Source organism: Variovorax sp. 10N412, from assembly GCF_056394985.1.
In genome coordinates this window covers 38,951-60,003 of sequence record NZ_JBFTIO010000024.1, presented here as the reverse complement: position 1 = coordinate 60,003, position 21,053 = coordinate 38,951, and the positions used below count along the sequence as shown (strand labels likewise).

The 21,053-nt window shown below is 69.1% G+C and carries 9 protein-coding genes; 1 reads left to right on the top strand and 8 read right to left on the bottom strand.

Annotated elements, in window-relative coordinates; genetic code table 11:
- Together AC1DJH_RS31400 and AC1DJH_RS31395 are read right to left on the bottom strand one after the other, a co-directional pair.
- The coding region (locus AC1DJH_RS31400; RefSeq protein ID WP_478188385.1) for a hypothetical protein at positions 1–463 on the bottom strand (463 nt) is incomplete at its 3' end.
- Between the two features lie 51 nt (positions 464–514).
- The gene (locus AC1DJH_RS31395) at positions 515–3,556 is read right to left on the bottom strand and encodes a type VI secretion system Vgr family protein (RefSeq protein ID WP_478188384.1); all 3,042 of its coding nucleotides are present in this window, start codon (positions 3,554–3,556) and stop codon (positions 515–517) included.
- A gap of 367 nt (positions 3,557–3,923) precedes the next feature.
- On the opposite strand from AC1DJH_RS31395, the gene AC1DJH_RS31390 reads away from it, so the two are divergent.
- Entirely contained in the window at positions 3,924–5,288 is a 1,365-nt protein-coding gene (locus AC1DJH_RS31390) for a hypothetical protein (RefSeq protein ID WP_478188383.1), read from the top strand.
- A gap of 127 nt (positions 5,289–5,415) precedes the next feature.
- Here AC1DJH_RS31390 and AC1DJH_RS31385 read toward each other — a convergent pair whose 3' ends face one another.
- From AC1DJH_RS31385 to AC1DJH_RS31360, 6 genes are all read right to left on the bottom strand, one after another.
- Positions 5,416–7,608, bottom strand: coding sequence for a LamG-like jellyroll fold domain-containing protein (locus tag AC1DJH_RS31385; RefSeq protein WP_478188382.1), 2,193 nt, complete (start codon positions 7,606–7,608; stop codon positions 5,416–5,418).
- Positions 7,609–7,696: 88 nt separating this feature from the next.
- Positions 7,697–8,890 (bottom strand): MFS transporter, encoded by a 1,194-nt coding sequence (locus AC1DJH_RS31380; protein ID WP_478188381.1) that lies wholly within the window; start codon positions 8,888–8,890, stop codon positions 7,697–7,699.
- Positions 8,890–10,002, bottom strand: a complete 1,113-nt coding sequence (aroC, locus tag AC1DJH_RS31375) for a chorismate synthase (protein ID WP_472118036.1) — start codon at positions 10,000–10,002, stop codon at positions 8,890–8,892. Before aroC ends, AC1DJH_RS31380 begins: the two co-directional genes overlap by 1 nt.
- A gap of 31 nt (positions 10,003–10,033) precedes the next feature.
- Entirely contained in the window at positions 10,034–10,231 is a 198-nt protein-coding gene (locus AC1DJH_RS31370) for a hypothetical protein (protein WP_472118039.1), read from the bottom strand.
- Positions 10,232–10,319: 88 nt separating this feature from the next.
- Complete coding sequence (locus AC1DJH_RS31365; protein WP_478188380.1) at positions 10,320–11,876, bottom strand: MFS transporter; 1,557 nt, start codon at positions 11,874–11,876, stop codon at positions 10,320–10,322.
- Positions 11,877–12,040: 164 nt separating this feature from the next.
- Positions 12,041–21,043 carry a hemagglutinin repeat-containing protein gene (locus tag AC1DJH_RS31360; protein WP_478188379.1) on the bottom strand — a complete coding sequence of 3,001 codons (9,003 nt, stop codon included), beginning with the start codon at positions 21,041–21,043 and terminating at the stop codon, positions 12,041–12,043.
- Positions 21,044–21,053: the final 10 nt, after the last annotated feature.

Sequence of the window (21,053 nt, the reverse complement as noted above, 5' to 3'; positions counted from 1 at the left end):
TGGTGGCGTTCAGGTGGCCCACCAGCGTGGTGACGATGGCCTCGCCCAGGTTGGACGCGGCGTTCTTCAGCTCCTGCCGCACCAGGTGCAGCGTGGGCCGCAGGCTCATGCGCGCGGCCGCCATGCTCGGCGGCAGCGGAATCAGGCCAATGAGGTTGATGCCAAGGCTCACCCAGAGCAGGAAGGCCTCGATGCCATCCTTGGCCTTCTTCTCGACGATGTTGATGATGTCCAGGAACACATCCACCAGCGCCATGATGTTGCCGATGACCGGAATGCTGCCCAGCACCATCGTCAGGCGCTCCAGCGTGACGTAGCCGCCGGTGAAGGAGCGCAGCCAGTCGTCCACCGCCTTGCTGGACGCGGCGATGTCTTCCGGCACGATGGTGTTCAGTGGCGCGACCGCCGTCTGGGGTTCGCGCTCCGCCGCCTGCGGCGTCGGCGCTGCTTCCTGTCCTGCCATTTTTTCCTGTGCTCTGGAGGCTGATGTGTTCGGTTGTGGAGGTGCGGCGCGTCAGCCTGTGAAGCCGGGTGTGCGGCCCGCGGTCGCAATGGCGGCTGGAGCCGGCGCGGCGTCGGGCTTCGGCGGCTTCATGCCACCCATGGCTCCGGTGACCGCACCGGTGACCGGCGCACCCATCGGCCCCAGCCTGGCGCCGGCCGCCTGCATCGCCATGCCCGTGGCGGCCTGGCTCGCCTGCCCGAGCAGCGCCTTCGCGCCGCCCTGCTGGAACGACTGCGCGGCCCCCACGGTCTGCTGCGCCAGGCTCGCCGCCTGCGTGACCCTGGCCAACGCGCCCGCCGCACCGCTGCCCACGCCGGCGACACCCGCCAGCGCAGCCGCGGCGCCGGCGGCACTTCCCACGCTGGCCACGCCGCCCACACCACCCAGCAGCCCGGAGGCGCCGGCCAGCAGGCCCGCCGCGCCGCCCGTGCCCGACACCCCGCCGCCCGCGCCGGTCGGCTCCGCGCTGCCGGCACTCCTGGCCTTCCAGTCTTCGGGCGTGCCGAAGTAGCTGCCCTCGTCCCATGGATCGCGCGGGTCCTTTCCGAAGGTCACCTTGGCCGTGCCGATGGGCAGGCCCGCCACGCTCGCGAAGCCGTTGCGGTCGAGGGTGCCCGCGTGCGAGCCGCCTTCGGAGTCGACCACCGTGAAGTCGCCCTGCGCCACGCCCTGGCGCTTCTCGCCGGTCGGCTTGACGTACTGGTGGTACAGGTCGAGCTGCCCCTTGGGCAGCGGCGCGGGGTTGGGCAGCGACGGCTTGCCCTCGCTGGCCGGCCCTACCAGGCTGTGCACCGCCGCATGCTCGCGCCAGGTGCCCGAGGTGCCGTGCTCGATGCCGCCGGCGCTCCAGCGGCTGTAGCTGGAGCCGCCGTTGATCACCACCTCCTCTTTCGCGCTGATGGTGATCCGGCTGGCCGTGTGCGTGATGTTGAGCTTGGCCAGCACGTTCACGCTGTCCTTCAGCGCCGAGATGTCGATGTCGGCGCCCGCCGCCACCAGCTTCATGCCGGCCTTGTGGGCGAACAGGCGCACCGCGTTCTTCGCGCTCGCCAGAAAGCTCTTGCCCGCGCTCACGCTGGTGTGGCCGCCGCTGGTGAGCGCGTTGTGCTCGTTGCTCACCACATGGGTGGAGCCCTGCGCCGCGGTCTGGATGCCCTCCTTGCTCGCCAGCGTGAGGTGCGGCGCCTGGAACTCGGGAAACTCGCCCTGCGCGCGGTCGCCCGCGCCCTGGCCCTTGATGGCCTCGTTCTGCGCCTTCAGCTCCTGCGTGACCTCGTCCTGGTCGCCGGCCTCGTGGGCCTTGGCGTCCTGCGCCGCCTGGCTCAGCCCCTCGTGCAGGTCGCGGCCCTGCGTGAGCCGCGCCACGGTCTCGCCCATGTCGGTGGTGTGCGCCTGTGCATTGGCACGCGGCTCGGTGGTCAGCAGCAGGCCCCGGGCCGCGCGCACCGCGCCGTGCCCGTCGGTGCGCAACTCGAAGCCCTGGCCGCGCGGCTCCTGGCGCCCCGCGGTGTCCTCGATGCGCCCGATGTGGCCCACGCTCAGCTGGCTGGCCTGGTGGTCGCTGCGCAGCTGCGCCTGGATCTTGCCCTGCGTGTCGTCCAGCACCAGGTGGTTGCTGCGCCCGCCGCCGAGCTCGCGGCTGCGAATGCCCGACAGGTGCTTCTGCCCGGGCAGCTCCCACGCAGGCATGGTGTCCGCGTTGTGCACGCAGCCGGTGACGATGGGGTGGTCGGGATCGCCGTTCAGGAAGTCGACGATCACCTCCATGCCGATGCGCGGCACCGAGGTCATGCCGAAGGTGGCGCCGCCCCACGCAGTGGACACGCGCACCCAGCAGCTGGAGTTCTCGTTCTCCTGCCCGATGCGGTCCCAGTGGAACTGCACCTTGATGCGCCCGTAGGCGTCGGTCCAGATCTGCTCGCCCTGCGGGCCCACCACCATCGCGGTCTGCGGCCCGCGCGTGCGCGGCTTGGGCGTGGTGCGCACAGGGCGCCAGGGGTAGCTGGTGGGTTGCGCGTCGAACGCGAAGCGCTGCACCGAGCCCTCGGTGCCTTGCGCGCCCTCGCTGGCCTGCAGGGTCTCCTGCAGGTGGTAGCTCACGCCCACCAGCAGGTACTGCCGGTTCTGGTCGGCCTTCGGGTGGCCGCTCAGGCGCAGCGTGTGGCCGGGCGCCAGCTCGCGCAGGTTCGCGCGGCCGGTGACGCGGCTGCGCTGGCTCAGCTGCTCTTCGTTGCGGATGCGCGCGTAGGTTTCACCGTCACCGTGCTGCGTGAAACCGCCGGGCCACTCGTACTGCTCGTAGCTGTCGTGGTCGTGCCCCGGCGGCATCTGCCGCAGGTGCGACAGCTCGGCCTTGGGCTTTTCGAAGTCGTAGTCGTCGTTGTAGTGGTGGCCGGGGCGCACTTCTTCCGCGATCTCCCACGCATAGATGCGCTCGCGCTGGCCCATGCCCGATTTTTCCAGCGGGTGGTAGCGCACCTCTTCGCCGCCGGGCAGCGGGCTGTGCGAGCCGGCCATGTCGTCGGCGAACACCAGCACGTGCTGCGCGGCCTCGTGGCGGAAGTAGTAGTAGATGCCTTCGAGCTCGCACAGGCGGGAGACGAAGTGGAAGTCGCTCTCGTGGTACTGCACGCAGTAGTCCCAGCGGCGGTAGTCGGCGCGCGTGAGCTTCTTCTCGACGGGATGGCCGTAGCTGCCGAGCACCTCGGTGAGGATGTCGGGCACGCTCTTGCCCTGGAAGATGCGAAAGTCGCTGCGCCGCGTGGCCAGCCACAGCCAGGGGCGCAGGCGCAGCCGGTAGAACGAGCTGCGCGCGTCTTCCTCCTGCAGGCCGAAGCGCGTGGCGATGCCGCCCAGGTAGCGCACACCGCCCTCGGTTTCGAGCACCACGGTGGCCGCCTTGCCCAGCAGCGCCTTGGGCTCGAGTCCGTTGCTGTTGCCCAGCAGGTCGATGTCGAACGCGTACAGCTGACTGAGCGCTTCGCGGCCCACCAACTGGCGCAGCTGCAACGCCTCGCCCAGCGGGGTCTGGATACTGACGCGGCGGCTCATTGCAACGCCGCGGGCTGTTTATAAGAAAAAATGCCTAATTGGATTTGATCCAATACGAATATTGTTTGCGAATTGAGCTTCACGCTCACCTCCCCTTGCTTGTTTTCACAAATATTTTAAATGTTGATTTACGGTAAGAAGCAATTCCAATAATTGTTAAAGGCACAAATCAGAAAAAAGTTCTACCCGGTTGAGCGACACGTCATGGCGCCTCCTGGCTTTGCCAGGGCTGTCGCCGCCGGTTTGCCACACAGCGATTAACCCCGACATTGCATTCACTTACTTTTTTAATTTTCCGCTTACGATTTAAAAGCCGAGTCGCCAACTTCAATGATTCGGTCAAATCAAAAAAGAGGGAAATTCTGTAATGAAATGGTATTCGTACGCTGCAAGCGCGGCGGTGCTGATCGGGGGATTGAGCGGCTGTGGTGGTGGTGGCGGAGGCGGTGGCGGCGGTGCCGCGTTCCCGCTGCTGCCCGTTCCGGCGGCCACGCTGAGTTTCAGCGTCACGGTGAACGGCAACAGCGCCACCGAGGACGGCAGCGGCCAGTATTCGGTGAAGCCTGGCGATACGGTCACCGTGGTCCCCAACCTGGGCGCCGACTGGACGAGCAATTCGGCGCCGTCAGGCTCGGTGAGCCTGCGCGACCCCGACATTTCGAGCAACAAATGGTCGGCGCAAATCGTCAACTCGACCACCGCCAGCAGCGTGCTCACGGTCAGCGCCAAGGCGACGTCCAACGCGGCGCTGACCAAGGATGCCGTCTTCATAGTCTCTGCAGGCGACGCTCGCAACGGCTCCTACAAGGTATTTGCGGCCAACGGCACCAGGCAGGCCCTGGCGCTCAATTTCGACACGCTGTCGTACGTCATGACGGACGACACCGGCGCCAACGTCTCGGCCGCCTTCAGCACCGACCCTACGGAGGCCGGCACCTATCTGTTCAAGAGCACGCGCAACACGGCCAAGGCCATCAACACCCGGTTCCGGATCACCACGGACACAGTGGTGGGCAGCTTCCCGTTCCAGGTTGCGAAGGTCCCCGGCACCTACGCCGTGCAACCCTTCGTGGCGTCGCGCGCGCTGGTGACGACACCGTCGGCGCTCGACGGCACCTACACGCGCCTGGGCATCAACATGCAAGCCGCCACGCGTGACTCGAACATCCGGCAAGTGCAAGTCACCGGCGCGGGCACCGTGCTCTACATGTGCGACGAAGTGGGCATCACCTCCATTGCAGCTTGTCCTGCACCCTCCTTGTTGACGTACAACGTGACGCCGGGCGCAACCCCCGATGCATGGAACATCGCCAACGTGGCCGATCCGCTGGACGCAGGGGCCTTCTACATCGCCCGTGTGGCAGGCAAGAACGTGTACCTGTCGGCCGGCACCAACCCCAAGGCGCCGAACGACGCGGTGTTTCGCATCGGCCTCGTCGAGTCCGCGTCCTGGCCAGCGAGCAAGACCAGCGGGGGCGACACCAATGGCAGCTGGGGCACACTGGACTTCGATGCAACGACCTATTCGACATTGCTCGCGCGCGGCGATGCGACGGGCTACGGCTTCATTGCAAACCTGAACTCGCCGAGTGCCACGATCGCGAACCTGCGTGGCTTCACGGATCCGAGCAACGAAACCTACTTCGGCACCCAGGACGGCACGTTGTCGGTGGTGGTGGGCGCGCGCACCGGGCCGGTCGCCGGCTACCTGCAGGTCGGCCTGAGCCGCTGACCTGATGGCAAGGCCGGGGCGTGACTGCCGGCCTTGACCCACACAAGCCGCGCTGCGCTGCCCATGGCATGCACAGCGCGGCTGTTCTTTTTTCGGCGCCGCTGCGCAGCAGGAAGCTTCGGACTCGTCAGCCCGGCTTGCGCGCCGTGAGCCACTGCGCGGGCGCCAGCGCCGCGGCCACCACCCGCACCTCGCCGATGTTGCCGAAGAAGCCGTCGGCGCGCGCACCGTTCCAAGAGCCGCCGCCCACCACCCAGGGCGAGGTGGCCGAGAGCGTGGCCAGTCCAGGAATGGCCGCCGCGTTGCGCAGCACCGGGGCGCCTTCGACGTACATCGTGGTGTCGTGCGACGTGGGGTCGTTCACGATGGCGATGTGCACCCAGCGGTCGGCGATCACCTCGCCCGACCAGTTGGTCTTGGGCGCGCGGCTGCCCGACTGGTTCGGCACCACCTCCCACTGCACCTCGCGCAGGCTCGAGATGGCGAACAGCATGGGCGGGGCTTCCGGGTCGTCTCCTGTGTAGCCCGACAGGTCGCCGCGACGGCCGTCGCGCGTCATGATGTTCATCCACGCCTGGTTGCCGCTGGTCCAGCTCTTGTCGATCTTGACGAAGGCCTCGACGGTGTAGCCGTTGTCCAGCGTCTGTGCGTTGATCGGCGCGGCCGCGTCGGTGAGGAAATAGCTCAGCCGCGGCGTGTTCTTGTTGGTGTTGAGAAAGCGCACCGAGCCCGGCGCGGCCGACAGGTGGTGGCGGTCGTCGGTCCACACCACGTCGCCGTCGGCGGCACCGGTGATGCCTCCCTGGTTGAGCGTGTCGCGGTGCAGCGGGTTGTTGCCCGTGAGGTCGGCCACCACGGTGCCCGGCAGCACCGGCTGGTTGACCGTGCCGCCGAAGAATCGCCAGTGCGCCAGCGTGTTCGCCACCTGCGGGTAGTCGTTGGCGTCGGCCGCCGGCCGCTGCTCGAGCGTGGCGGGGTCCTTGTAGTTGGCCAGGATCATGGCGCGCGCCTGGTCGACCAGCGAGCTGTCGACGGTGGCGCTGCCGGTGCCGAAGCCCTTGTTGAAGCCGGCGAAGCGCTGCGCGAAATCCATGTCGATGACGAAAGCCTCGTTGGGCGTGGTGAGCACGGCCTGGTCGAAGCTGTTGAGCGTGCCGGCCGGCTTCTGCGGCACCCACGGCGAGAACGACAGCACCTTGATCTGCCTGTTCGTGAGGTCGAACTCGTACAGGCGCATGAGGCCGTTGCCGCCCTGGTAGGCCATCTGGTAGTCGACCACCATCTCCTCGACCTTGTGGCCGAAGTCGTTGGTCTTGGTGAGGTGCGCGGCGCCGTGGTGGTGGCCGTTGAGCGTCATGAAGATCTGGTCGTTGTCGCGAATCAGCTTCTCCCAGAGCATCTTGCCGTAGTCGGTTTCCAGCGGGCTGGTGCCGTCGGCGTCGATGTTGAGCAGCTGGTGGTTCACCAGGATGACGGGCAGCGTCGGGTTCTTCGCGATCGCCTGGCGGGCCCAGGCGATGCCCGCGGTGGAAATGCGCCACGACAGCGACAGCACCATGAACTTCTGGCCCTGCGCCTCGAACACGTGGTATTCATGAAAGCCGCTCGGGTCGCGCGCGCCGAAGGTGGCCTGCTTCTTCGCGCGCTCGGCGCCGAACCACTGGAGGTACGGCTCGTTCGCCGGTGTGCGTGTGGCGTCGGTGCCGCCCACGGGATCGAGGCTGTAGTCGACGTCGTTCAGCACGTCGTGGTTGCCGGCCAGCACGCTGTAGGGCAGCTTGGCGTCTTCGAGCACCTTCATCGCGGCGTCGGCCACCTTCCACTGGTCGGGCTTGCCCACCTGGTCGACCACGTCGCCGAGGTGGATGGTGAAGGGAATGTTCAGCGCGCGGGCGTTGGCGGCGATCCATTTCGTCTGCGCGGCGAAGGGCGCGCTGCCGAAGCGCTTGTCGTACTGGTCGCTCTCGGCGGCCGTGGCGTAGCGCGCGTAGAACTGGGTGTCGGGCATCACGGCCAGCGCGAAGCTGGAGATCTTCGCGGCTGGCGGCGCGCTGGCGGGCGGTGCCGGGGTGGGCACCGGCGCAGGCGCCGGCAACGGCCCCGACACGGACGAAGCGCCGTCGTTGCCGCCACCGCAGGCAGCCAGCAGGGCGCTGCCGCCGCCCACCGTCAGCAGTGAGGCGCCGAGCTTGAGCATCTGCCGGCGCGCGGGCGCATTCGATGCGGCAGTGTGGGATGCGGCGTTCGACTCGGTGTTCGAAAGGCAAGGCGAGGCGGTGCGCGGCGTGCGCGGGCCGCGCGGGTCGTCGGAAACGGACATGGGAATGAGGGCGAAACGTTGCGAAGCGCGCAGCGTAAAAAGCACCGGTGACGCGGGCGTGTAGGGCCCGTGACACTTTGCCTGGCGCTCAGGCCCGAGCCGCCCGCTCCCTGCGTTCGAGCGTCACCACCCGCCATGCGCACAGGCTGCCCGCCACCGCAAGCACGGCAGCGGCCGCAAACATCGTGCGGTACCCGAAGACCTGCGCCACGGCGCCGCCGAGCAGCACGCCCAGCACGCCGCCGAAGCCGTAGCCGATCACCGTGAACAGCGCCTGCCCCCGCCCGCGCAGGTGGCCGGGAAAGCGGCGCGACACCATCGCGATGCAGGTGGTGTGGTGCGCCGCGAAGCTCAGCGCATGCAGCCACTGCGCGACGACGAGCGCCGCAATCGAGCCGCCCAGACCCGCGGTCAGCCCGAGCCGCGCCACGGCCGCGATGCCGCACACCAGCATCCAGCGCGGCATCGGCATCAGGCCGATGAGCCGGCCCTGCAGAAAGAACCACACGATCTCGGCCACCACCGACAGCGCCCACAGCAGGCCGATGGTGCTCTTGCCGTAGCCGATGGAATCGAGGTAGAGCGAGAAGAACGCGTACACCGAGAAGTGCGACATCACCTGGAAGAACAGCGCGGCGAAGAACCACCGCACCGCCGGGTTGCGCAGCACCGGGCCGATGGGCGGCTTGACACTGCCGTGCGCGGCCACCGGCTCGCGCACGTCGGGCAGCTTCATGGTGGCGATGAGCACGATGGCCAGCGTGCCCGCAGCCCACGCCGGAAAGTGCTTCATGCCGAAGCGCTCGAACCACTCGCCCGCCACGAACACCGTGAGCAGGAAACCGGCCGAACCGCACAGACGGATGCGTCCGTAGCGCCCCCAGTCGCCGGCCACCAGCTGGGCCATGGCCGCTTCGGTGAGCGACATCATCGAGCTGGTGTGGGTGAACATGACCAGCAGCACCAGCGCGAGCCACCAGGCGCCGCCGTGCCACCACAGGCCGAACGAACTGACGAGCGCCACCGCCGCGCTGAAGCGCAGCAGCTTCACGCGGTGCCCGGTGTGGTCGCTGAGCGCCCCCCAGGCATAGGGTGCGAACACCCGTGTGATCGACTGCACCGAGGCCAGCAGGCTGATGGTGAAGATCGGCAGCCCCAGGTCCTTGAGCCACAGCGGCAGGTAGGGGTTGAAGAAACCGATGTGCGCGAAATAGCTGGCCGACAGACCAGCGAACGCCAGCAGGTGGCCGCGCCCGGCAGCCACAGGTGGCGGGGCGGACACTAGAGGAAAGACGCCTGGGGCGACGAGGCTTCGGTCTTTTGTGCGTCGGTCTGCGCGTCGCCGCACTGCGCACGGTTGCGCAGCACGTGCTCCATGACGACCAGCGCCAGCATGGCCTCGGCGATGGGCGTGGCACGGATGCCGACGCACGGATCGTGGCGGCCCTTGGTGACCACCTCGACGGGGTTGTTGTTCACGTCGATGGACTGGCGCGGGCTGATGATCGAACTGGTGGGCTTGATCGCGATGCTCACCTCGAGGTCTTGCCCCGAGCTGATGCCGCCGAGGATGCCCCCGGCGTTGTTGGTGACGAAGCCGGTCGGCGTGATCGAGTCGCCGTGCGTGGTGCCGCGCTGCGTGACGCTGTCCCAGCCGGCGCCGATCTCGACCGCCTTCACAGCGTTGATGCCCATCATCGCGTAGGCGATCTCGGCGTCGAGCTTGTCGAACAGCGGTTCGCCCAGGCCGATGGGCACGTGGGTCGCCGTGACGCGGATGCGCGCGCCGCACGAGTCGCCGGCCTTGCGCAGGCGGTCCATGTAGTCCTCCAGCGCGCTCACGTCGGCGATGGGGGCGAAGAAGGGGTTGTGGGGCACGTGCTCCCAGCTCTCGAAGGGAATCGCGATCTCACCGATCTGCGTCATGCAGCCGCGAAACACCATGCCGTGTTTTTCGGCCAGCCACTTCTTGGCGACCGCGCCGGCCGCCACCATGGGCGCCGTGAGCCGCGCCGAAGAGCGCCCGCCGCCGCGCGGATCGCGAATGCCGTACTTCTTCCAGTAGGTGAAGTCGGCATGGCCGGGGCGAAACTGCTGGGCGATCTGCCCGTAGTCCTTGCTGCGCTGGTCGGTGTTCTGGATCAGCAGGGCAATGGGGGTGCCGGTGGTCTTGCCCTCGTACACGCCGGAGAGGATCTGCACCGCGTCGGGTTCGTTGCGCTGGGTGACGTGGCGGCTGGTGCCGGGGCGGCGGCGGTCGAGATCGCCCTGGATGTCGGCCTCGCTCAGTGCCATGCCGGGCGGGCAGCCGTCGATGACGCAGCCGATGGCCGGGCCGTGCGATTCGCCGAAATTGGTGACCGCGAAGAGTGTTCCGAAAGTGTTGCCGCTCATGGCGGGGATTATCCCTACAAAGCGCCGACCCTCAGTTCGTCGTGCCTTCGGGCGCGCTGTCGAGCCGCTTGGCGAGCGTGCCGAGCTGCAGCTCGATGGAGAACAGCCGCTCGTTCAGCACCGCGGTCTGCAGCCGGATGGCCTCGATGATGGCCCGGGTCTGCGGGTCGGGTGCGTTCTCGCAGAGTTCGGCCAGGTCGTGCAGCTTCTTGCGCAGTTCGTTGCTCATGGAAGGCTCCGGTGAGAGGCAAAGGCGTCGTGGGAAGCCCAGTATGGGGTTTCACCTGCGCCGCGGCAATGCGCCCGCATGGGGGTTTTCAGGGGGACGGTGCTTCGCCTGCGTTCACGCCGCGCAGCCGCACCGCCACCAGCGCCCCCACCGACAGCAGCACCGCGGCGCAGATGCCGCCCGTCAGGCGCAGGCCGTGCATCAGGGCCTCGCGCCCCGCGTCGAGCAGTTGCGCACCCGCACCGCCCGCGAGCTGGCCGGCCAAGGCCACCGCGCCGCCCAGCGTGCTGCGGGCGGCCTCCACCTCCAACGGGCCTGCCAGGCCGGCGGGCACCGCATCGCCCATCGTTGCGCGGTAGATCGCCGCGCCGATGCTCCCCAGGATCGCGATGCCCAGCGCGCCACCGAATTCGGAGCTGGTTTCCGAGATGGCCGACGCCACGCCCGCGCGCTCCGGCGGTGCGCTGCCGACCACCAGGTCGGTCGCCAGCGTGAACACCGGCGCGAGGCCGAGCGAGGAGACGACCGCGCTCGCCACCATCCAGGCCAGCCCGTCCTGCGCGGGCAGCACCGCCAGCATGCCGAACCCCAGCGCCGCCACCGCCAGCCCGCCGCCCATCACGAAGGCCGGCCGCATGTGCCGCGCCAGCACCGGCACCACCATCGAGCCGACGACGAAGGCGCCCGCGCTCGGCATGCTCCACAGGCCCGCATGCAGCGGCGACAGGCCGAGCACCAGTTGCAGGTACTGGGCGTTGTACAGAAACATGCCGAACATCACGAAGCAGGCCAGCATGTAGGCGCCCAGCGAGACGCTGAAGGCCGGCAGCGCAAACAGGCGCAGGTCGATCATCGGGTCGGTCAGCCGCCTCTGGCGGCGCACGAACACCCAGCCGAGCGCTGCGCCCGCGGCGATCGACAACAGGGGCAGCGCATGCACCCCGTGCTCCGCGATCTGCTTCACGCCGTAGATCGCCGCCAGCACCGCGCCCAGCGACAGCGCCGCGCTGGCCAGGTCGAGCCGGGCCGCGTCCGGGTTGCGGTACTCGGGCAGCAGCAGCGGCCCGAGCACCAACAGCAGCACCATCACCGGCACACCGATCAGGAACACCGATCCCCATGCAAAGTACTGCAGCAGCACACCGCCCAGCACAGGGCCGATGACGGCGCCGGCCGAATAGCTGGAGATCCACACGCCGATGGCCACGGTGCGCTGGGCCGGGTCGAGGAACATGTTGCGGATCAGCGAGAGCGTCGACGGCGCCAGCGTGGCGCCCGCCACACCGAGCAGCGCGCGGGTGGCGATGAGCATGGTGGCGCTGGTGGAGAACGCCGCCAGCACCGAGGCCACGCCGAAGGCCGCCGCGCCGATCAGCAGCAGGCGCCGCCGGCCGATGCGGTCGCCCAGCGTGCCCATGGTGACCAGCAGGCCGGCGACGAAGAAGCCGTAGATGTCGACGATCCACAGCAACTGCGAGGCGGTGGGCTTGAGGTCTTCGCTGATCGACGGGATCGCCAGATTCAGCACCGTGAGGTCCATCGAATAGAGCATGCACGGCAGTGCGATGACGCCCAGGCCGGTCCATTCGCGCGCCGTGGCGCGAGCGGTGGAGGCGTCGGGGGCTGCGTTCGGAGGGATGTGCATGTCACGGGCAAGAGAGGACGCGCGGGGTCGTCGAAGCCCTGGATCATGCAGAGTCGGCCGAGACCGGAGTCCCGCGAAGGGCTTCCATCACACGAACCCCGGCCGGGGCGAGCGCCGCCCCCCGGCCGTGACACCCCCCACGAGCGCGTCTCGCCCGTCTTCGGCTACTTGCCCGAGAAGCTCATCGGCACGCTCTTCACCGAACCGTCGGCCTGCGGCACGCTGACCTTGACCTTCAGCTCGCCCTTGAAGTCCGCCGGCGGGTTGCCGCTGAACTTGCCGGTGGCGGGGTCCAGCTTGAGCCACGTCGGCAGCGGCTTGCCGTCGGCGGTGGTGGCCGCGACGGTCTTGCCTGCGGGCAGCTTGTCGGGCATGGGCACGCTGGCCGTGATCTGGCGCGTCGCGGGGCTCGCTGTGCCTTGCGTCACCGTCACGCCCTGGCCGCCGCTCAGCGACGTCTTCTGGCTGGTGTTGCTGGACTCGGTCTCGACGCCGACCGAAGCAACGCCGCTGCCCTTTTTCTGCGCGAGCGGATCCTTGGCTGGCGTGCTGCCTGTGCCTGTGCCTGTGCCTGTGCCTGTGCCTGTGCCTGTGCCGGTGCCTGTGCCGGTGCCTGTGCCTGTGCCGGTGCCTGTGCCTGTGCCTGTGCCTGTGCCGGTGCCGGTGCCGGTGCCGCCCGCCTTCTTCTCCGGCTGCAGGCTAGAGCCCGAAGCCGACACGCCCACATCCACGCCCAGCGAACTCGAGCTGCTCTTCGCCTCGGTCTGCGTCACCTTGCCGCCAGCGCTCACGCCGACCGCGCCGGTAGCCGCCACCTGAGTGCCTTCGAGCGATGTGTTCTTGCCCGACGACAGCGCGATGTTGCCGCCGTTGCTCGTGATGCTCGCGCCCGTCGCGATGTTGCTGTCGGCCTTGCTGTAGCCCACGCCCAGCGAGGCTTCGCCGCTGCGCTCGTCCATCGTCTTGCCGCCCGTGGTCTTGCCGGCCGTGGTGGTGCCGCCGACGTTTTCCTTCTTGCCGCCCGACGCCGCCGCCGACACGTCGACGCTCAGCGATTCGCTGCTCGACACGCTGCGCGCCGCGTTGAACGCGAGGTTGCCGCCCGCCGCCACCGACACATCGCTCTTGCTGGCGAGCGTGGTGCCCGTGAAGGTGGCGTCGCCGCCGCTCTTGATCGTGAGCGGGCCGCTGCCGCTCGTGATGCTGCCGGCCACGTCGTCGTTGCTGCTGGCGCTCGACTTGGCGTAGTTGACCGCCGCGCTGCCGCTGCCGCCCTTGGCGCCGGCCGACACGGCCACGTCAACGCCCACGTCCTGGCTGCTCGACGTGCTGGTGTTCTTGGCCGCCGCAAAGTCGAGCTTGCCGCCCGTCGTCACGCTCGCGCCGCCACCGGCCGCGATGTTGGTGCCCTCCAGGCGCGTGTCGCCCGTGGTGGTCACGCTGAGATTGCCGCCCGACGTGATGCCGCCCACCACCGCCGTGCTGCTGCTGCCGCTGGCGGTGCTGCCGGCGTAGTTGACGCCCACGGCCGCGCTCTTGTTCACGATGTCAACGCTCACGCTGCCGCCCGCGCTGGTGCTGTTGCTGCTGCCGCTGGCCGTGTTTCGCGCGGCCGAGTAGTCCAGCGAACTGGCGCCCAGGGTCACGTCCTTGCCGGCCGCGATGTTGGTGCCTTCCATCGTGGTGGCGCCGCTCGAGGTGCTGCTCACGTTGCCGCCGACCTTGATGTTCGACACCACCGCATTGCTGCTGGCCGACTTGTCGCTGGCGTCGTCGTGCTGGTAGCTGGCGCGAATGCCCGCGCCGGCATCGGTCGACGTGCTGGACGGCTTGCCGGCACCCGGGCCCGCGCTGGCGCTGGCGCCGGCTTCGGCCGAAGCCTCGGCATAGACGCCCAGCTTGGCCGTGTCGGTCGCCTTGCTCGACGCGCTGTACGTCGTGTCGGCCGCCGCCTTGTTGATGATCGTGGCGGCCGACTGCGTGAAGTTGCCGCCCGCCTCGATCTGCGTACCCACGTCGGTGATGTTGTTGGTGGCGGTGCGCGTGATGCTGCCGCCGGCCGAGATACCCGAGGTCCGCGCCGTGGTCGATCCGTCCACCGCGCTGCTGCGCGTGTTCGAGCCGTAGATCCCGACCTCGCCCGACGCCTCGGCCTTGGCCGACACGCCGGCCTGCGCGCCCAGGCCCGCGGACGCACCGCCCTCCACGCCGGCTTCGGCCTTGCCGCTGGCATAGAGCCCGGCGGCGGTCACGCTGCTGCTGGTGCTGACTTCGTGCTTGTCGTCGACGGCCTTGAACGTCATGTCCTTGGCTGCGAGCGTCATGTCGCCGCCCGACGCGAGCTTGGAGCCCTCGACGTTCAGCGTGTCGGTCGCCTTGATGGCGAGGTTGCCGCCCGCGCTGATCGACGAACCCTGGTTCTTCGTGTCGAGCGTGCTGGTGGTGGTGTCGCTCTTCTGGACGAGGTCCAGGTGGTTCTCGCTCGTGGCCGACACGCCGGCCGAGGCCTGCGCATTGGCGTTCGGTATGCCCTTGCCCGCCGCCGCGCTGGCGCCGGCTTGCGCCTCGGCCTTCGCGGTGTTGTCGGTGCTGGCCATGAGGCCCACGCGCGTCGTGCTCACGCTCGTGGTCGAGGTCGACTTGTCCTCGGCCGCGAGCAGGTTCACGTTCTTCGCGTTCACCGTCGCGTTGCCGCCGGCGTTCACCGAAGAGCCTTGCAGCGTCACGTCCTTGCTCGCGTTGACCGTGAGGTCGCCGCCGAAGTTCATGCTGGAGCCGACGTACTTGAGGTCGGTGGTCTGCGTCTTGGTGGTGGTGTCGGAGCTGAACGCCAGCCCCGCCGAGCCCTGCCCGGAAGCCTGCGCGCTGGCTTGCGCCGACGCCGAGGCCGACGCGCCGTTGTGGTCGCTCTTCGACGCGGACGCCGCGCCCGCACCGGCACTGGCCGAGCTGCCGCTCGACGCGCCGACCTGCAGGATGCCGCTCTGCTTGACCGTGGTGTTGGTCTCGTCGTAGTTGCGCCCGGCCAGCACGTTGACGTTGGTGGCGCTGACGGTGCCGTTGCCCTTCACGTCGACGCTGGAGCCCTGCACCGTGATGTCGTTCTTCGCGGTGAGCGAAGCGTTGCCGCCCACCTGCAGCGTGCTGCCCACGTTGCGCACCGAGTTCGAGTCGGTGGTCACCGCGGTGGTGCCGTACACCGAGTTGTTCTGGCCCATGCCGGCCGAATTGCTCTCGGTGTGCGTGGTCTTGCTGTTCTCGCGCGCAATGATGTCGAGGTTGCCGCCGGCCTTGAGGTCGGCGTTGCCCGCGGCCTTGGTGTCGGTGCCGGCCAGCGTGATGTTGTTGCCCGCGTCGATCGACAGGTTGCCGCCGCTCGTGAGGCCCGACTTCACCTGGTTGACCGTGGTCGTGGTGGTGGTGGTCGAGCCGCTGCTGAAGGCGGTGTTGTAGCTGCTGTGCGTGGTGTCGGCGGTCTTGTCCTGGATCGTGTCGAAGGTGACGTTGCCGCCGGCCTTCAGGCTCGCATCGCCGCCGGCCGTCACGTTGGCGCCGGTGTTGGTGATGTTCTTCGCCGCATCCAGCGACAGCGTGCCGGTCGATTCGATCGACGCGGTCTTGCCGATGTCGGTCGCGTAGCGCTGGTCGCCGCCCGAGCCTGTGGCCGTGGTCTGGTTGACGATGCTGCCCTGCGTGGACGTCACTGCCACGTTGCCGCCCTTGATCGTGCCCGAGGTGTTGGTCACGTCGCCCACCGACACCACGTTCAGTGTCTGCGTGCCCGCGATGGTGCCGCCCGTGTTGGTCAGCGAGGCCAGGCTGAGGTTGGAGTTCTGCGCCGTGATGACCGCGCCTTGCGTGAGGCCGGCCTTGGTCTGCGCCGACAGGTACACCACGGGCGCGAGCACCACCTGGCCGTCGATCTCGGTCTGCACCATCCACACGATGTCGTGCGTGAGCTTGGCCTGTTGCTCGGGCGTGAGCGCCTGGCCGTAGACCAGGCCCAGCGCCTTGCTTTCGCCGGCGGCCGAGTCCATCAGGCCCTGCACCTGCGCGGCCGCGTCCTTCACGCCCGCGAGCAGCGAGTTGCCCGTCTGCGCGATGAGCTGCTGCTTGATCAGGTAAGCCTCGTAGCTCGAATCGCCGAGGCGGCGCACCAGCGTGTCGGCGTCGTAGCCCAGGAGCTTGGACAGGTAGTCCGAGCCCACGGTGGACGAGCCGATCTGGTAGCGCGGGTTGCTCTCGACCAGATACCTGGCGCCCGGCTCCCGGGCGATCACGAAGAGGCCGTTGGGGTTGGTCGGTAGCGGGATGTTGATGCCGCCGAAGGACGTGCCCTTCACGCCGTTGGCCGCGTTCACCGCGACGAACGAAATGGCGGGCCGGCCGTTGAGCGTGGTGACGGGCGTCACGCTGCCGGTGGCCGCGCCGGTGGTGCCCGCGGCCGCGCCGCTGACCGTGCCCTTGGTGGCGTTGCCGCCGTTCAGCGCCGCGACCGCGGCGGTCTTGGCGTCGCCCTTCTTCATGTCTTGCGTCTGCGCCGTGGTGGAGCCGTTGTTGGTCAGCGCGAAGTTGCTGCCGCTCAGCAGGCGGGCGTAGATGCCGGCGCCGATGTTGCTGTTTTCGGTGACGGCGTTGGTGGTGTTGTCGTTGATGACACTGCGTTCGTAGTACGTGAGCGGGCCGAGCGCCTTGTACTTGGTTTCTTCGGTCCAGGTGCGCGTGTAAGAGGTGCGCTGCAGCGCGAGGTCGTCGTTGGTGAAAGTGGCACCGCTGCCGGTGCCCGTCAATGTCACCGTGTCGCCCGAAATCACGCCGCCCAGGTTCTTGCCGGTGTTGAAATTCAGGCTGACCGCGCCGGCGCCCGTGATCTGCGGCTTGATGGTCGGCGCACCGCCCACGTAGGACTGGTCCTTGTACCAAGTCTGCTTGTAGTACCAGCTCTCGTAATAGTCGCAGCAGCCATGGCCGTTGTAGCCCTTGCCGTCGTGGCCGGTTTCCACCTGCACGCGGGTCGACTCGGCGCCGTAGGCGCGGGTGTCGCCACCGAGCACCTCGTTGCGCAGTTCGCGCGCGGTGAGCGTGATGGCGCCGTTGCTGTCGATCGTGCTGTTGTTGACCAGCGTGTCGGCGCTCAAGGTGACCGACTTGCCCGCGCTGATCGTGCCCTGGTAGGCCGTGAGCGTGGCCGCGTTGGTCAGCGTGCCCGCGGTGGCCGAGGCCGTGAGCGCATTGCCCGCGTAAAGCGCGCCCTGGTTCATCAGGCCGCCCGTGGTGGCGGTCACGCTCAGGTCGTGCAATGCGGAGATGCCGCCCGTGAGGCCGTTGGTGAGCGATGGCGCGCTCACCGTCAGGTCGTTGCCCGAGAACAGCAGGCCGTTGTTGGTCAGCGCGTTGGTCGTGGTGATGCGCGTCTGCGACGGGTTGCTCTGGTCGGTCGAGCCCAGCACCGCCGCGTTCGCACCGCCGATCGTCAGCGTGCCGAGCGTGAGCGTCATGTCGCGGTCCGAAGACAGCGTGGCGCCGTTGGCCAGGCCGATGGTGCCCAGCGTGCCCGTGAGCTGCCGGCCGACCACCGTGCCGGCGGCGCCGATGTTCAGCGTGCTCGCGCCCGAGCCGTTCACGGCCAGCGTGCCGCCGCGGCTTTGCAGCAGGCCGTTGACGGTGGCGGTGTAGTCGTTGCCGCTGCGGCTTTGCAGCGTGAGGTTGCCTTCGGCGATGGCGGTGCCCGCGCCGGTCAGGCCGCCCGTGCCCACGCCGAGCGTGAGCGCGCCGCTCGACTGGAGCTTGCCGTCGTTCGTCACCGTGTTGGCCGTGACCGTGCCGGCGCCAGACGATGCGGTGGCCAGCGTCAGCACGCCGGCGGCGCGGTTGGTGAGCGTGTTGGCGACCGTGACCGTGCTGTCGCTGCGCGTGCCGCCCTGCACCGTGCCCGCGTTGTCGATGCTCGCCACGTTGAGCACCAGGCCGTCGCCGAGCATCTTGCTGCCGGCGGTGGTGCCCAGCGCAGCGCCGGTGCCCTGCACCGACAGCTGCTTGCCGGCCTGCACGGTGGCTGCCGCGCCGTTGTTGTTCAGGCCCGCCGCCACGTTGGCCGTGAGATTGCCCGCCGCGATGAGCTTGCCGGTGTTGGTGAGCTGGTTGGCGCCGATGGTCGCGTCGCCCGCGCTCTGCAGCGTGCCGCTGTTGGCGAGCGTGCCGGTCACCGAGACGGTGTCGGCGGCCGTGGCCTGCTGCGACAGCAGCCAGGTGCCCTGGTTGTCGAGGCTGCCCACGGCGACCTTGCTGCCGGTGCTGGCCTGCACGCGGCCGGCGGCCATGTTGGTCATGCCCGCGGCCTTCAGCGCGAAGGCCCGGTCGGCCAGCAATGTGCCGCTGTTGACCACGGTCTGCGTGGCCGCTGCGTTGCGGTCGGCGATGTCGATGTCGGTCGTCGCATGCACGGTGCCGCTGTTGGTCAGCGTGCCGTTCACGCGCAGCGTGGCGGCACCCGCGCCGGCTTCGATGGCGCCGGCATTGGTCAGGCCGTTGGCCGCATCGAGGACCACGGTCTGGCCCTTGAGCGAAGCCGTGGCGGCGTTGCCCAGCGCATTGCCGCTCGTGAGCGTGAGCGCGCTGCCGGCCTGCACGGCGCCGTCTGCGTTGTTTTTCAGGTTGCCGGTCGTGGTCGCGTCGATCTTGCCGGCGGCGAGCACGTTGCCGCTGTTGACCAGGCTCGCGGCCGTCACGCCGAGGTCGCCTGCGCCTTGCAGCGTGCCGCTGTTGGCGGCGGCGCCCGACACGGCGACCTGGTCCTTCGCGCCCGCGCTCTGCGAGAGCAGCCACGTGCCCGCGTTGTCCAGCGAACCCAGCGTGGCCGTGCTGCCCGTGGCGGCCTGCATCCAGCCGGTGGAGGTGTTGCCCAGCGACGCGGCTTTCAGCGCGAGCGCCTGCTCGGCCAGCAGCTTGCCGCTGTTGACCACGGCCTGCGTCGCGCCGCCCGTGCGGTCGGCGATGTCGATGTTGCCCTTTGCGTGCAGCTGGCCGCCGTTGGCCAGCGTGCCGTCCACGCGCAGCGTGGCATTGCCGCTGTCGGCCGTGGCGATGCCCGCGTTGGCGAGGCCCTTGGCGGCCGTGAGGTTCAGCGCCGCGGCCTTCAGCACGCCGGTGCCGGTGTTGGAGACGGCGCCGCCGCCGGTCAGGCCGAGCGTGCCGCTGGCTTGCGCGATGCCGCTGTTGGTGATGTCGCCGGTGGTCGTCGCCGTGAGGTCGGTGGCTGCGAGAAGGGTGCCGCTGTTGTTCACGCTGCCCGCGCCCACCGCCACGGCGCCCGCGCCCTGCAGCGTGCCGCTGTTGGCGAACGCGCCGGTCACGCTCAGTTTGTCGCTCGCGCCGGCCGATTGCGACAGCAGCCATGCACCGGCGTTGTCGATGCTGGCCGCGTTGACCGTGCTGCCGTCCTGCGCCTGGATGCGCCCGGTGGCCGTGTTGTTCACGGCGGCGGCCTTCAGCGCCAGCGCCTGTTCGGTCAGCAGCGCGCCGCTGTTCGCGAGGCGGGCCGTGGCGCCGCCCTTGCTGTCGGCGATGTCGAGGTTCTGCGCCGCGTGGATCTGGCCGCTGTTGACGATGGCACCGTCGGCGCGCACCATGACCGAACCCTTGTCGGCCGACATCGCGCCCGCGTTGTCGAGGCCCTTGCCCGCCGTCAGCGCGAGGTTGCCTCCGAGCGATTGCAGTGCGCCGCCCGTGGCCGTGCCGATCGTGCCGCTGGCCGTGAGCGTCATGTTGCCGGCCGACTGCAGCGCGGCCAGGCCGAGCGCGAGGTCGCCGTTGCCGGCGCTGGCGATCAGGGTGCCGCCGCTGCTGTAGAGCTTGGTCGCGCCCGTGGTCACGAGGTTGCCGAAGGTGCCGTTCCACGCGCCGCCCGCGCTCCATTCGGTGGCGCCGAGCGACGCTGCGTTGCCCACGGCCAGCGTCAGCGCGCCGCCCGCATGGCGCAGGTTGTTGTTTGCAATGCCCGAGGCACTGGCCGTGTCGAGCAGGCTGCCCGCGCTCACCGCGAGGTCGGTGCCCGCGACGAGCGCGCTGCCCGAGATCGACGTGCCGCCCGCCGATGCAAGCGCCATCTTGCCGGCCGACGTGAGGCTGGCATCGGCCAGCGCGAGCGCGACGGTGTCGGTGCCCGTGGTGCTCACGTTCACGTCGGTCGTGGCCGAGATGCGGTTCTGCAGTTCGACCTTGCCGGCCGCCGTCAGCGTGAAGTCTCCCGCGCTGGCGGCCGCGTCGCCCAGCATGCGCACGCCCACGCCGGCTTCGGTCGAGGTCAGCCGGATGCGGTTGGCATACATGCCGCCGAGCACCGCGGTGTCGATCGAGTAGGCGGGTGCGCTGCCGGTGGGCGTGGCGGCGCCGGTCACGGCGCGGGTGTCGTAGCTCCACTTGTTGGTGCCGGCGGCAATGCTCACGTCCTGCCCGTTGATGGGCGCTTCGATGCGCACCGAGCGCGTCACCAGGTCGAGCACCTGCTGCGCCGTGGCGTTCAGGCCGGTGCCGGTGATCAGGATGTCGCCCTGCCCCACGCTGAAACCGCCCAGTCCGCCGTTCGAGGCGAGAAACGGGTTGCCGGTGGTGAGCGTCACGCGGTCGGTGTTGATGAAGCCGCAGCCCGAGCAGGTGATGCCGTAGGGGTTGGCGAGCACCACGTCGGCCCTGCCGCCCAGCACTTCGGTGAAGCCGGCCAGCTGGCTGCGATTGTTGGACACCACTTCGTTCAGGATCACGCGCGCGGCGCTGGTCTGGTTGAAGTTGGCCGTGACCTGGCCCGCGAGCTGGGACTGCCAGGCGATCTGCGCCGCGCTGGTCGTGTTGTTGAGGATCAGGCCGATCGCGTTGACGTTGAAGCTGTTGTACTGGTTGTGCGACAGGCCGGCCGCGTTGGCCTGGTTGATGTTCACCACCGTCACGCCATTGGGCGCGACGTAGGCGTTGAGGTTGCTGCCCGGCGCGACGACGACGGACGCGACCTGCGCGAGCGCGAAAGGCGGAATCAGCGCCAGCGCGCCCAGGGCCATGACGTTGCGTCGGCGCGCGGCGGCCTTGCGGCTCTTTCCGTGGCCCCGCGCGGTTTCCGCGACGGCCGTCCAGGTGGCGGACACGGCATTCCAGACGACTCGGTAGATGTGATTCATGGTGCGGTCG

Bases quoted from the DNA above. Each gene is read 5' to 3' on its own strand.
- AC1DJH_RS31370 (WP_472118039.1), bottom strand. From the start codon at position 10,231: ATGAGCAACGAACTGCGCAAGAAGCTGCACGACCTGGCCGAACTCTGC.
- AC1DJH_RS31360 (WP_478188379.1), bottom strand. From the start codon at position 21,043: ATGAATCACATCTACCGAGTCGTCTGGAATGCCGTGTCCGCCACCTGG.
- AC1DJH_RS31365 (WP_478188380.1), bottom strand. From the start codon at position 11,876: ATGCACATCCCTCCGAACGCAGCCCCCGACGCCTCCACCGCTCGCGCC.
- AC1DJH_RS31395 (WP_478188384.1), bottom strand. From the start codon at position 3,556: ATGAGCCGCCGCGTCAGTATCCAGACCCCGCTGGGCGAGGCGTTGCAG.
- AC1DJH_RS31385 (WP_478188382.1), bottom strand. From the start codon at position 7,608: ATGTCCGTTTCCGACGACCCGCGCGGCCCGCGCACGCCGCGCACCGCC.
- aroC (WP_472118036.1), bottom strand. From the start codon at position 10,002: ATGAGCGGCAACACTTTCGGAACACTCTTCGCGGTCACCAATTTCGGC.
- AC1DJH_RS31390 (WP_478188383.1), top strand. From the start codon at position 3,924: ATGAAATGGTATTCGTACGCTGCAAGCGCGGCGGTGCTGATCGGGGGA.